Annotated in this window: 12 protein-coding genes; 2 read left to right on the forward strand and 10 right to left on the reverse strand. The window is 59.5% G+C overall.

The window, feature by feature from the left end:
* Positions 1-23 precede the first annotated feature (23 nt).
* From tsaB to ppc, 3 genes are all read right to left on the reverse strand, one after another.
* Positions 24-698, reverse strand: a complete 675-nt coding sequence (tsaB, locus tag AO068_RS00515) for a tRNA (adenosine(37)-N6)-threonylcarbamoyltransferase complex dimerization subunit type 1 TsaB (protein WP_058399639.1) — start codon at positions 696-698, stop codon at positions 24-26.
* A gap of 92 nt (positions 699-790) precedes the next feature.
* On the reverse strand, positions 791-1438 hold the full coding sequence (adk, locus tag AO068_RS00520; RefSeq protein ID WP_002554752.1) for an adenylate kinase: 648 nt from the start codon (positions 1436-1438) through the stop codon (positions 791-793).
* Positions 1439-1717: 279 nt separating this feature from the next.
* Positions 1718-4354: a phosphoenolpyruvate carboxylase gene (ppc, locus tag AO068_RS00525; protein ID WP_058407361.1), complete on the reverse strand. Its 2637-nt coding sequence runs from the start codon at positions 4352-4354 to the stop codon at positions 1718-1720.
* Positions 4355-4733: 379 nt separating this feature from the next.
* On the opposite strand from ppc, the gene AO068_RS00530 reads away from it, so the two are divergent.
* Both AO068_RS00530 and AO068_RS00535 read left to right on the forward strand, forming a co-directional pair.
* Positions 4734-5147 (forward strand): DUF4398 domain-containing protein, encoded by a 414-nt coding sequence (locus AO068_RS00530; RefSeq protein ID WP_004657980.1) that lies wholly within the window; start codon positions 4734-4736, stop codon positions 5145-5147.
* Between the two features lie 58 nt (positions 5148-5205).
* On the forward strand, positions 5206-5988 hold the full coding sequence (locus AO068_RS00535) for an OmpA family protein (RefSeq protein ID WP_002554755.1): 783 nt from the start codon (positions 5206-5208) through the stop codon (positions 5986-5988).
* A 76-nt stretch (positions 5989-6064) separates the two neighbouring features.
* Here AO068_RS00535 and AO068_RS00540 read toward each other — a convergent pair whose 3' ends face one another.
* The 7 genes from AO068_RS00540 to AO068_RS00570 form a co-directional block, all read right to left on the reverse strand.
* Positions 6065-6385: a hypothetical protein gene (locus AO068_RS00540; RefSeq protein WP_058407362.1), complete on the reverse strand. Its 321-nt coding sequence runs from the start codon at positions 6383-6385 to the stop codon at positions 6065-6067.
* Positions 6382-7278 (reverse strand): alpha/beta hydrolase, encoded by an 897-nt coding sequence (locus tag AO068_RS00545; RefSeq protein WP_058399636.1) that lies wholly within the window; start codon positions 7276-7278, stop codon positions 6382-6384. The genes AO068_RS00540 and AO068_RS00545 overlap by 4 nt, the downstream gene beginning before the upstream one ends.
* Before the next feature lie 220 nt (positions 7279-7498).
* Positions 7499-8818: a flavohemoglobin expression-modulating QEGLA motif protein gene (locus tag AO068_RS00550; RefSeq protein ID WP_177342336.1), complete on the reverse strand. Its 1320-nt coding sequence runs from the start codon at positions 8816-8818 to the stop codon at positions 7499-7501.
* A 90-nt stretch (positions 8819-8908) separates the two neighbouring features.
* Positions 8909-9634, reverse strand: a complete 726-nt coding sequence (locus AO068_RS00555) for a TetR/AcrR family transcriptional regulator (RefSeq protein WP_005743405.1) — start codon at positions 9632-9634, stop codon at positions 8909-8911.
* Positions 9635-9711: 77 nt separating this feature from the next.
* Complete coding sequence (gene lysS / locus AO068_RS00560; RefSeq protein WP_005732488.1) at positions 9712-11214, reverse strand: lysine--tRNA ligase; 1503 nt, start codon at positions 11212-11214, stop codon at positions 9712-9714.
* 69 nt (positions 11215-11283) lie between these two features.
* Positions 11284-12379 (reverse strand): peptide chain release factor 2 gene (prfB, locus tag AO068_RS00565; protein WP_122259221.1). Its coding sequence is split into 2 segments (ribosomal slippage): positions 11284-12306 and positions 12308-12379, totalling 1095 coding nucleotides; the frame shifts between segments, so codons are not numbered across the junction.
* 117 nt (positions 12380-12496) lie between these two features.
* A complete protein-coding gene (locus tag AO068_RS00570; RefSeq protein WP_058399634.1) occupies positions 12497-13501 on the reverse strand; it encodes a response regulator in 1005 nt (334 codons plus the stop codon).
* Between the last annotated feature and the right edge of the window lie 31 nt (positions 13502-13532).

The following is a 13532-nucleotide window of genomic DNA, read 5'->3' on the forward strand; positions in this document are numbered from 1 at the left end:
GGCGTGCCTTGAAGCCAATCACATCAACGCGCTTTGGGCGTTGCAACCTTATCGCGCAGATAGACCGGCTGGGCGTCGTCTGCCGGCAGGGCTTCGCCACGCGCCCAGGCGAAGGACGCCAGCGTCAGCAAGTCCTGCGCATGGGGCAGCATGCCTGCGTCATGACCGGCCAGACTGACCGGGATGCGCTCGGCATAGCCCCAGCCAGTACCGGCTCCAAACCATTGTCCACTGGTGTGCGCAGGCAGTGTCGCCAACTCGGGCGCCATGACCGCCTCGTTGCCGAGCAGACGCATCTCCCCGGCTGTCTCGTGATAGCAACCCCAATACACCTCATCCATGCGCGCATCAATGGCCGATGCCACCTGGGACACGCCATGCTCACGAAAGGCACGCTGGGCCAGCACGGCAAGATTGGAAACAGGCAATACCGGGCGCTCCAGCGCGAACGCCAGACCTTGCACGACACCAATGGCAATGCGCACGCCGGTGAAAGCGCCAGGGCCGCGCCCGAACGCGATGGCATCCAGCGCCGACATCGCAATGCCCGCCTCGGCCATCAGGCTTTTGATCATGGGCAGCAGCCGCTGGGCATGCAGGCGCGGGATCACCTCGTAGTGGCTCAGCACTTTGCCATCGTGCAGCAAAGCGACCGAGCAGGCTTCAGTGGCGGTGTCCAGGGCCAGCAAGGTGGTCATCGGTGTTTCCGTCATGGTCAGGGTGAAAAAGTGCAGCAGTATAAATGACAAATGGCCCGCAAGCGGGCCATTTATTGTTCAGACTGAAAGTCTTACTTCAGGGCTTCCAGTACTTTTGCAGTGATCTCTTCAACCGAGCCGACGCCAGGAATATGGCTGCACTTGGGCTTGCCATCCTTCGCTTCCAGCTTGCTGTAGAACTCGACCAGCGGCTTGGTCTGGGCATGGTAGACCGACAGACGATGGCGCACGGTCTCTTCGACGTCGTCCTTGCGCTGCAGCAGCGGTTCGCCAGTCACATCATCGATACCCTCGACTTTCGGCGGGTTGAAGATGGTGTGATAGATGCGACCAGAGCCTTCGTGAACCCGGCGGCCCGACATGCGCTTGACGATTTCTTCGTCATCAACGGCGATTTCCAGCACGTGGTCGATTTCCAGACCTGCTTTCAACAGGGCTTCGGCCTGAGGAATGGTGCGCGGGAAGCCGTCGAACAGAACGCCGTTCGCACAATCCGGCTGGGCCAGACGATCCTTGATCAGACCAATGATCAGGTCATCGGAAACCAGACCACCCGAGTCCATGACGCTCTTGGCCTTCAGGCCAAGCTCGGTTTCAGCCTTGACTGCAGCGCGCAGCATGTCGCCTGTCGAAACCTGCGGGATGCCGAACTTTTCAGTGATGAATTTTGCCTGAGTACCTTTACCGGCCCCGGGAGCTCCTAGCAGAATCACGCGCATCGTCATGCTCCTCAAAATTTTTATAGTGAAATCAACGGATTCGCCTCGGGGGCCAATCTAAAAATAATCAGGCCAACAGGCCGAAAGGCTGATCAAGATACACAGCCGACCGAGGCCGCACAAGCCGCCAAAAGTCGCATTAACCGCGTGCGCACCGGCTTGCGCGCCCCGATTGTCGAGCGGCGTGATCTGTATCAACGTTTCCGGCAGGCCAGCCCGCAAACCCGGCATTGCCAATGCCGGGCCAAAACGGCCCGGCAATTAAAGTAATGCGCGTGTTCAACCAGTGTTACGCAGACCGGCAGCGATCCCGGCTACAGACACCAGCAGCGCCAGTTCCAGAGGGCTGTCCAGACTGGCTTCGCGACTGCGGGAGCGGGACAACAGCTCGGCCTGGAGCAAATGCAACGGGTCGAGATAGGTGTTGCGCAGACTGATGAATTCCAGCGTTTCAGGGCTATGCGCCAGCAGTTGCTTCTGCCCGGTCAGCCCCAGAACCACATTGCACGCCTGCGACAATAGGTCGCGTAATTGTGCGCCTAAATGTTGCAGCTCAGCACTGACCAGACGCTCGTCATAGAGTCGGGCAATGTCCGAATCGGCTTTGGCGAGGACCATTTCCAGCATGTCGATGCGGGTTCTGAAGAACGGCCACTGTTCGCGCATCTGCGCCAGCACCGTACCCTCGCCGCGCTCCAGAGCCTTGCTTAGCGCAGCTTCCCAACCCAGCCAGGCGGGCAACATAAGACGCGTCTGCGTCCAGGCGAAAATCCACGGAATGGCGCGCAGGCTTTCCACGCCACCTTCGCGGCGCTTGGCCGGGCGACTGCCGAGTGGCAAACGCCCCAGTTCCTGCTCGGGCGTTGCCTGACGGAAATACTCGACGAACTCAGGGTTCTCGCGCACTACCGCGCGATAGGCACTGACCCCGTCAGCGGCCATCTGGTCCATCATTGTCCGCCACGCTGGTTGCGGAGGCGGTGGCGGCAGCAGGGTCGCCTCCAGCACCGCTGCCAGATAGAGATTGAGGTTCTGTTCGGCGATGTCCGGCAGGCCGAATTTGAAACGAATCATTTCCCCTTGCTCGGTGGTCCGGAAGCGCCCGGCTACCGAACCTGGCGGCTGCGACAGAATCGCCGCATGCGCGGGACCGCCACCACGACCAACCGTACCGCCGCGACCGTGGAACAGCAGCAGTTCGACCTGCTGCTCGCGACAGATCTCCACCAGCTTTTCCTGCGCGCGGTACTGGGCCCAGGCCGCCGCCGTAGTGCCCGCGTCCTTGGCCGAGTCGGAATAACCGATCATGACTTCCTGCGGGCCGTGCAGACGCGAGCGATAGCCCGGCAAGCCGAGCAGCGTCTCGATCACCGGCCCGGCGTTATCGAGGTCAGCCAGGGTCTCGAACAACGGCACCACACGCATCGGCCGTTGCAGCCCGGATTCCTTGAGCAGCAACTGCACGGCCAGCACGTCGGATGCCGAACCTGCCATCGAAATGACGTAAGAGCCCAGCGAAGCTGCCGGAGCTGCTGCCACTACCCTGCAGGTTGCCAGCACTTCTGCGGTGTCGGCTGCCGGTTTGAAGTAGCTTGGCAGCAACGGTCTGCGGTTGTTCAGTTCGCGCAACAGAAAGTCGATGCGGGTCTGCTCGTCCCACTCCTCGTAGCGACCCAACCCCAGATAATCGGTAATTTCAGTCATCGCGGCACAGTGGCGACTGGAGTCCTGGCGGACATCCAGACGCACCAGAAACAGGCCGAACGTGACGGCACGGCGCAGGCAATCCAGAAGCGGCCCGTCGGCAATCACGCCCATGCCGCACTCATGCAGCGACTGGAAGCACAGCAGCAGCGGGTCCAGCAGCTCGCGGTTGTCTCGCAGCACCGCTTCAGGCGCAGGCAAGGCCTCGCTCAATGAGGCATTGGCCCAATTGCGCGTCGCGCGCAGGCGCTCACGCAGACGCTTGAGTTCTGCCCGATAAGGCTCGGCACTGTCACCGACGCTGGCCCGCAAGGCGTCGCTGGCCTGCTGCATCGACAGCTCTGCGGCCAGGTTATCCACATCACGCAAATAAAGGTCAGCCGCCATCCAGCGCGCCAGCAACAACACTTCACGGGTAACCGCGGCCGTGACATTCGGGTTGCCGTCACGGTCTCCGCCCATCCACGAGGCAAAGCGGATCGGCGCGGACTCCAGAGGCAAATGCAGGCCGGTGGCTGCGTGCAATGCATGGTCAGCCTTGCGCAGGTAATTCGGAATGGCGTGCCATAGGGAGTGCTCGATAACCGCAAAACCCCATTTGGCCTCATCAACCGGCGTGGGCCGGATACGCCGGATCTCTTCGGTATGCCACGCCTCGGCGATCAGACGCTGCAAGCGCGAGGTAATCTGTGCGCGCTCGGTGCTGTTGAGGTCACGATGATCGAGCGCGGCCAACTGCGCAGCAATCGCGTCGTATTTCTGAATGAGCGTGCGGCGTGCCACTTCGGTGGGGTGAGCTGTCAGCACCAGCTCGATTTCCAGCTTGCTCAGCTGACGCGCCAGAGCTTTAGGCGTGTGACCTTCCGTTTTCAGGCGGTCAAGCAGCTCGGGCAGCACCCGCGACTCAAACGGCAGAGGCTGGGTATCGTCACGACGATGCATGAGCTGATACTGCTCGGCAATATTGGCCAGGTTGAGAAACTGATTGAAAGCGCGGGCCACAGGCAGAAGTTCGTCATCACCCAGCCCGTCGACACTGGCGCTGAGTTGCTCGGCACCTTCTGCAGAACCGCGCCTGCCCGCCTTGGCGCCCTTGCGAATACGTTCGATCTTGTCGAGGAATTCAGCGCCTCGTTGCTCACGAATCGTGTTACCCAACAGCTCACCCAGCAGGTGAACGTCTTCGCGCAGACGCGCATCGATATCGGCCATCGTTCCTCTCCCGGTTTTTGTCTGGGCTCAGTTGCGTACCCGCAAAACAGCGCGGGCGTACGTGAATTCAAATCCGCATGCCAACAGTGCACCAAAAGCCTGCGATTGGACAAATGGTTCAACAAAAAGCCGCACCTCAGTGCCTGATTAATTCTGCATCGACGTCCGTTCACATGTCGACCAACATGCTGACCGCTTTCTGAAGCCCCCTGAAAATTCCTGACCACGCAGTAGATATTTATCTGAACTATTCAAAAACCGCGCAGGTCGGAGCCTTTAACCATTACAGGAAAGCCCGAAAGGCAGCAGGCGGTTGTACGACCTCATGCCCGGACTTGATGCAACAACTGTCATGGATAACCACGTTCGGAGTCAGACAATGGAGTTGATCACCATGAACACCTTAACTGCCAAAACCAAGTTCAAAGGCCTGCGCGGTCTCAAGCTGGCTGCGCTGGCGCTCGGTAGCACCTTTATCCTCGCCGGTTGCGCAGGTAACCCGCCATCCGAGCAATATGCAGTTTCGCAATCGGCCGTCAACAGCGCTGTCAGCGCCGGCGGTACCGAATTCGCAGCGGTGGAAATGAAGTCGGCTCAGGACAAGCTCAAAGAAGCTGATCTGGCCATGCAGGATCACAAGTACGACGAAGCTCGCCGTCTGGCTGAACAAGCCGAGTGGGACGCTCGTGTAGCAGAACGCAAATCTCAGGCCGCCAAGGCTGCCAAGGCTGTGCAGGATGCTCGTCAGGGCGTCAACGAACTCCGTGAAGAAGGCCTGCGTCAGGTGCAGTGATTGCCCTGAACCCTTTCTGTTTTCATGAATTCGTAACTGATTAAAGGACGACAATATTATGCGTAAACAATTGATGATCCCTGCTCTGCTGGCCATGAGTGTTGCCCTGGCAGCCTGTGCAACCAAGCCAAACCCTAATCTGGAACAGGCTCGCAGCAACTTCACCGCGCTGCAGACCAACCCGGAAGCCACTAAAGTCGCGGCGCTTGAAACCAAGGACGCCAGTGAATGGCTGGCCAAGGCAGAACAGGCTTTCCGTAACGATGATGACGTCAAGAAAGTTGACCAACTGTCTTACCTGACCAACCAGCGCGTAGAACTGGCCAAGCAGACCATTGCCCTGCGCACCTCCGAAGCGGCTCTGCAGAACGCTTCTGCTGACCGCGCCAAGGCACGCCTGGAAGCTCGTGATGCTCAGATCGCTGCGCTGAAAAACAGCCTGAACGCCAAGCAGACCGAACGCGGTACGCTGGTAACGTTCGGTGACGTGCTGTTCGACTACAACAAGGCCGATCTGAAGCCGACCGCTCAAGGCGACATCGGCAAGCTGGCTGCTTTCCTTCAGGAAAACCCTGATCGCAAAGTGATCGTTGAAGGCTACACCGACAGCACAGGTTCTGCTTCCTACAACCAGTCGCTGTCCGAGCGCCGCGCCAATTCGGTTCGCATGGCACTGGTACGTATGGGTGTAGATCCAGCGCGCGTTGTGACCATGGGCTACGGCAAGGAATATCCGGTTGCTGACAACACCAGCAACTCGGGCCGTGCCATGAACCGTCGTGTGGAAGTTACTATCTCCAACGACAACCAGCCTGTTGCACCGCGCTCGTCGATGAAATAAGCGACTGAGCCGCTGCACTCAAGCCCCGCCTGCGCATACAGGCGGGGCTTTTTAATGCCGAAAATTATCGCCGTCTTTATTGCTGTGGCGTCTGCTGGCCGACGCACCGCACCGCTTGCCTGTGGTCATCAATCAAAACGCCTGACAAACCCTTTCGCGACGTGTCGAACAGCACCAGCACGCCATCAACGCATTGCGCCACCTCGTCCGCTGGCGTCGCGGCGATCTTGTAGTCCTCGCCAGGCACGGTCTTGAGCAGGGTGAACTCACTGAGCAATAGCGCATCTTCAGGCTTCGCAAAATGCAGATAGCCGTAAAACCACAGGCAGCCGACGGTGCCGATGACTGCACCGACAGCGCTGAGGATCATGCCGTTGACGTTACGCTCGCGACTCATGGCGCTGGCGGTGTAGCTGGGGTCGGATAGTTGGGCACTTGCGCAAGGCGACGCAGGCCGTTGAAATGCGTCGGGTCGTCCAGATAGCGCAGCATCACCTGACGCCAGAGAGGGTCGGCGAACGTCTGTACGTGCTCGCCACGGGTCAATTGCAATACCCGCGGTGGAGGCGCCGCCTTGTACAGCTCGATGCCGTTGGCGAGCGGCACCAGTGTGTCGTCCATGCTGTGAAAGATCAGCATCGGTGTGCCGGCCAATCGTGGCAGGCCGTTGACGGCGCTGTCGGCCTCCGGGATCAGCCAGGACAAGGGCGTCTTCAACGGCCAGGTCAGCCACGACTTGCTCAGCGAGTTTCGCGCGACGCTGCGGTAGCTGGCCGGCACGCTGTCCAGCACCAACGCCTTGAGCCGCGAGCGCTCCTGCGGGTGTTCTGACAGGTAATGCACCGCCAGTGCTCCACCAATGCTTTGCCCCAGAACCACAAGGGGTTTGCCTTGCACTTGCGGTGCAGTGTTCAACCAGTCGAAAGCGGCCTGAACATCCTGATAGACCGCCGGCAGGCTCGGCTCGCCCTGCGACTCGCCATAACCGCGGTAATCCACCATCAGCACCTGATAACCCTGCTCGGGCAACCACCAGACGCCACCAAGATGCCAGGACAGGTTGCCGCCGTTGCCATGCAGATGCAGCACCGTACCCTTGACCGGTACACCCTCTTTCGCGGGCAGCCACCAGCCATGCAGGCGCGTACCATCGGCGGCGGTGAGGTTCACATCCTGATACTGCAGGCGCGCCTTGTCGGGTGTGAACGGAACACCTTGCTCGGGGTAGAACAGCATCGAACTGCAACCGGTGAGTGCGAGGAACAGGGTGAAGATGCCGAGCAGTTTCAAATGGGGTTTCCTTGCTGTTTTCATCGCCACATCACCGCCGTGCTGGCGCAGAGCAATGGCACGATAGTTACAAGATTATCGTTCCTCACGCTCCAGCGTGGGAATGCCGTTCTGGACGCTCTGCGTCCGATCCTGACTGTGCAGCGCGGCGCAGATTTGTGACGCGGAGCGTCACCCACTGCGTGCCAACGCGGAGCATTGGCACGATAGTCAGTTCGGCCTACAAAATATTCGAGTAGTCCGCTTCGATACGGTCCAGGCTCAGGTGGTTGAGGAAGTTGGAGAAGCACATCCAGGCCGATAGCGCGTTCATGTCACGGAACTGCTCAGGCAGGTATTTGGGTGCCACCACCAGCCCTTCATCCACCAGTTGGCGCAGGCTGCGCATGTCTTCCAGCGTGGTCTTGCCGCAGAACAGCAGCGGCACCTGTTCGAGCTTGCCCTTGCGCACGGCAAGCTGAATATAGTTGTAGACCATGATGAAGCCTTTCAGATAGGACAGGTCTTTAGTGAACGGCAAGCCGTTGGGCACCGAGCCGCGGAATACGCGACTGGCGTTGCCGTAGCTCTCCGACATGCCGAAGCCCTGCTCGCGGTAAAACTCGAACACCTGCAGAAAATCAGCACCCTGCTCGGCCATGTGAATGGCACGGGTACGATTGGTCAGCTTGCGCAAACGGCTGGGGTAGGAGGCGAAGGCGATGACTTCCATGAGAATCGCCAGGCCTTCCTGAGTGACCGTCGATGAGGGCGGACCTTTGGACAGGAACGTACAGATCGGCTGGTTTTGCCCGTTCAACGTGGTGCCGACGTGTACCAGCCCTTCGTGAACCTCCAGCGCCCGTACATCACGCTCATTGAACATCGCGTCGGTGCGGATCTTGATGTAGTCGGCACCCGCGGCCGCGTCGGCGACGATACCGTCGGACTCGAAAACCCGAATGGTCTCCTCGGCCTCACCGAACACACGATTCAAACGCGATTGCAGCAGCGAAACAGCGTCCTTGGCCGTGAGCGTTTTCGGCTCGTCCTTGAGATCACCACGCCCGGCGATGTTGTTCAGGTAATCCGAGAGCATCAGGCCCAGATCGGCCAGCGTCGGGTCACCGGCGTGAAAGGCATCGGACGCAGCGCCATACAGCTCCTGCGAGATCAGCCCGAAGTCAGGCGTGCCACGCGCTTCGAGCATACGCACCACCATGCGGTACTCACGGCACATGCGGCGCATGATCTGCCCGACCGGGTTGAACTGCCCCAGTTGACGCGTGACATCCCGCTCGATGTTCTGAAACTCTTGTTTCAAGGCAACCGAATCGAAGCCCAGCGGGCGGTTTTCGTAATAGGCACGGTCCACGGCAGGAAGCGCCTTGCCCTTGGCGGCCAGAAACTCCTTGCGAACTGTCTCATCCCATTTAACTGCATCCAGAATGCGAATCGGCGTCTGTGCAACGACGATCCGATCCGATAACGCACGAATAGTCTGTTGATACTCGTCCACCGGTACTCCTTGGCTGGCTGTTTCGCTACTGCTCGGCGGCATGAGAACACGCCACCGCTGGAAAATATCGAAATTGGCAGGGTCGTCAAGCCGTCTGAACCGCCGACCCAGAGCACGTCGAACGAAGTATAGTCACCCTCGAACCGGCTGCGGCGTCCCCAGAACCAGACGCATCTGCCGGGTCAGAATACAGAGCATTTCTTCGTCCGCCTGACGCTGTGGGCCATGCAGCAGGCCTTGATACTCAATGCGCCGGATAAGCCCCGTCAACACCTGAGCGTCCTGATAGGGCTGCAACGAACCAATCACCTGAAAGAACTGACAACTGCCCTGCAGCAGAATTTCCTGATGGGCCATCACCAGCGGGGTCAGACGCGGGTTGATCAGCGCTTCGTGGTAGAACGCCTGTTCGGCGATCAGGTAGTCGCGCCGGGTCAGCAATTGATGCCGGATATGCTCCATCACCATACGCGCAATATCGTCAGCCAGCCGAAATCGATCGGTCGGGCTGCCCGAACTACGGCTCATCATCTCACGCAGAATACCTTCAGTGTTCTGCCAAAGCCGCGCCAGGTAATCGGCACTGCGCTGTACATACTGGGCGAAGGCATCGGTCAGCAGGTCATTGATGTCCTTGAAGTAATAGGTGGTTGCCGACAACGGTACGCTGGCCTCAGCGGCCACTGCGCGATGACGTACAGCGCGCACGCCGTCGCGTACCACGATACGCATGGCCGCATCGAGAATGACCTGCCTGCGTTGTTCACTGCCTTCGCGGGCCGCCTTGCGGCCTTGATACTTGACACTTTTGGCCACCGCGCTCGCTACTCCGGCGGCCCCTTCTCTGGCAATCGTCACGACAGCTTCCTTTTTAAATCGTCCTGAAAAACACCTAAAAAAAAGCCGCCCATTGAAGGCGGCTGTTTTTTCATTGATTACGCTTGCGGGCGCATGTGCGGAAACAGAATGACGTCGCGGATCGAAGGCGAGTCGGTGAGCAGCATCACCAACCGGTCGATGCCGATCCCCTCGCCCGCAGTGGGCGGCATGCCGTACTCCAGCGCACGGACGAAGTCGGCGTCGTAGTGCATGGCTTCGTCGTCACCGGCATCCTTGTCGGCCACCTGAGCCTGGAAGCGTTCGGCCTGATCTTCGGCGTCGTTGAGCTCGGAGTAGGCATTGGCGATTTCACGGCCGCCGATGAACAACTCGAAACGGTCGGTTACGCTCGGATTTTCGTCGTTGCGACGAGCCAGCGGAGAGACTTCGAACGGGTACTGAGTGATGAAGTGCGGCTGTTCCAGCTTGTGCTCGACCAGCTCTTCGAAAATCATCACCTGCAATTTGCCCAGGCCTTCGAAGCCGAGCACCTTGGCACCGGCCTTTTTGGCAATGGCACGTGCCTTGTCGACGTCCTGCAGATCGGCAGCGGTCAGATCCGGGTTGTACTTGAGGATCGAGTCGAACACCGACAGGCGCACAAACGGTTCGCCGAAGTGGAACACCTTGTCGCCGTAAGGCACGTCGGTGGTGCCCAGAACCAGTTGAGCCAGTTCACGGAACAGCTCCTCGGTCAGGTCCATGTTGTCTTCGTAATCAGCGTAGGCCTGGTAGAACTCGAGCATGGTGAACTCGGGGTTGTGCCGGGTCGAAACGCCCTCGTTACGGAAGTTGCGGTTGATCTCGAAGACTTTCTCGAAACCACCGACCACCAGACGCTTGAGGTACAGCTCCGGCGCAATGCGCAGGAACATTTCCATGTCCAGCGCGTTGTGGTGGGTTTCGAACGGCTTGGCTGCCGCACCGCCGGGAATGGTCTGCAGCATCGGCGTTTCGACTTCAAGGAAGTCGCGCTTCATCAGGAAGCTGCGAATGTGAGCGATAACCTGCGAGCGCACACGGAAGGTCTCGCGCACGTCTTCGTTGACGATCAGGTCGACGTAACGCTGGCGATAGCGCTGCTCGGTGTCGGTCAGGCCATGGTGTTTGTCGGGCAGCGGACGCAGCGACTTGGTCAGCAGGCGAACGGTGGTCATCTCGACGTACAGGTCGCCCTTGCCGGAGCGTGCCAGGGTGCCTTCGGCAGCAATGATGTCGCCCAGGTCCCAGGTTTTCACTTCAGCCAGGGTTTCTTCAGGCAGGGTCTTGCGGTTGACATAGACCTGGATGCGCCCGGTCATGTCCTGGATCACCATGAACGAGCCACGGTTGAGCATGATGCGACCGGCTACCTTGACCGGAATCGCTGCCTCTGCCAGTTCTTCCTTGGTCTTGTCGACGTACTGTTTCTGCAGGTCGTTGCAGTAGCTGTCGCGGCGGAAGTCGTTGGGGAAGGCCTGACCCTTGGCACGGCCTGCAGCAAGCTTTTCCTTGCGCAGGGCGATCAGGGTGTTTTCTTCCTGTTGCAGGGCTTGCGGGTCGAGTTGTTGGTCGCTCATGTCTTTAAATATTCCATCACAGGTTCGCCCTCGTCTTGCAACGAGGGGCTTGAGGTGTCGGCTGACGGTTTACAGCCCTTGCTTGAGGCTCGCGATCAGGTATTCGTCGATATCGCCATCAAGCACCTTGTCGCAGTCGCTGCGTTCGATATTGGTCCGCAGGTCCTTGATACGCGACGCGTCAAGTACATAGGAGCGAATCTGATGACCCCAGCCGATATCGGACTTGGTGTCTTCGAGCGCCTGGGACGCTGCGTTGCGCTTCTGCACTTCCTGCTCATACAAACGGGCCCGCAGCATTTTCATGGCGGTGTCCTTGTTCGCATGCTGGGAACGTTCGTTCTGGCAACTGACCACGGTGTTGGTCGGGACGTGGGTGATACGTACCGCAGAGTCTGTGGTGTTTACGTGCTGACCACCGGCACCGGAGGAGCGGTAGGTATCGATGCGCAGGTCCGACGGGTTGATGTCGATTTCGATGTTGTCATCGATTTCCGGCGAAACGAACACGGCCGAGAACGAGGTGTGGCGACGGTTGCCGGAATCGAACGGGCTCTTGCGCACCAGACGGTGAACGCCGATCTCGGTACGCAGCCAGCCAAAGGCGTATTCGCCCTTGATGTGCACGGTAGCGCCCTTGATACCGGCGACTTCACCGGCAGACAGCTCCATGATGGTGGCGTCGAAACCGCGCTTGTCAGCCCAGCGCAGGTACATGCGCAACAGGATGTTGGCCCAGTCCTGCGCTTCGGTGCCGCCGGAACCGGCCTGGATGTCCAGGTAGGCGTTGTTGGGGTCCATCTCGCCACTGAACATGCGACGGAATTCGAGCTTTTCCAGCGATTCGCGCAGGCGCTCGACTTCGGCAGCGACGTCATCGACGGCGGCCTGGTCTTCTTCTTCGGCAGACATCAGCAACAGGTCTTTGGCATCGGCCAGACCCGAGGACATTTCGTCCAGGGTTTCTACGATCTGCGCCAGCAGGGAGCGCTCGCGCCCCAGTTCCTGAGCGTAGGCCGGGTTGTTCCAGACGTTTGGATCTTCGAGCTCGCGGTTGACTTCGGTCAGACGATCATGTTTGTGATCGTAGTCAAAGATACCCCCGAATGGTTTCGGAGCGCTCGGACAAATCCTTGATGCTGTTTAGGATCGGGTTGATTTCCATGGTAGGCAGCACTCGCAGGCGAAATTTTCAAAGCCGACGAGTATACCCCAGGCAAGGCCACGAAAGCAGCCCGTCGAGCAGGCGTTGTGAGGCCTATTTTACCGGCCACTGGCGGCGTCAGCCTGCCGCGACCTGATTGCGTCCGTTGTTCTTGGCCTGATAAAGCCCCTTGTCGGCATCCAGAATCAGCTGGCGGCTGTGCATCCCGACCTGCGGCGTCAGGGTAGCGACACCAATACTCACGGTAAGGCTGGAACCAGGCGTTGGAGCGATATGCGGGATATTCATGCCTGACACGCTCTGACGCAGTTTTTCAGCCAGCAGACGCGCCCCGCCTGGAGAAGTATTGGGCAGGACCATGGCAAACTCCTCGCCGCCGTAGCGCGCGGGCAAGTCCGACGGGCGACTGCAACTGTTGCGGATGGCTTTCGCCACCTGACGCAGGGCCTCGTCGCCCTCCAGGTGCCCGAAATTGTCGTTGTAAGCCTTGAAGTAGTCGACATCGATCATCAGCAGCGACAACTGCGCCTGATCGCGAGTGGCACGCCGCCACTCCAGCTCCAGGTACTCATCGAAATGGCGGCGGTTGGACAGTCCCGTCAGGCCATCGGAGTTCATCAGGCGTTGCAGCACCAGATTGGTGTCAAGCAACTGCTGCTGGCTGACTCGCAGGGCACGATAGGCCTCGTCACGCTGCAGCAGTGTCATATAGGAGCGCGAGTGGTAGCGAATGCGCGCCACCAGCTCGATGTTGTCCGGCAGTTTGACCAGATAATCGTTGGCCCCGGCCGAGAACGCGGCGCTCTTGATCAGCGGGTCTTCCTTGGTGGACAACACGATGATCGGGATATCGCGGGTCAACGGGTTGCTGCGGTACTCGCGAACCAGCGTCAGACCGTCCAGGCCCGGCATGACCAGATCCTGAAGAATCACGGTCGGCTTGATCCGCACAGCCTGGGCAATTGCCTGATGCGGGTCGGCGCAAAAGTGGAAGTCGATCGATTCGTGGCCAGACAGTCCACGCCGGACAGCCTCGCCAATCATGGCCTGATCATCAACCAGAAGCACCATGGCGGTGTTCTCATCCGGGGTCTTGATCTCATCCGTCTGCAGGTCATGCATAGTGTTTCTCCTGATCGCCGACCACAGGTGA

This window comes from Pseudomonas sp. ICMP 3272 (assembly GCF_001466905.1).
Lineage (GTDB): Bacteria > Pseudomonadota > Gammaproteobacteria > Pseudomonadales > Pseudomonadaceae > Aquipseudomonas > Aquipseudomonas amygdali.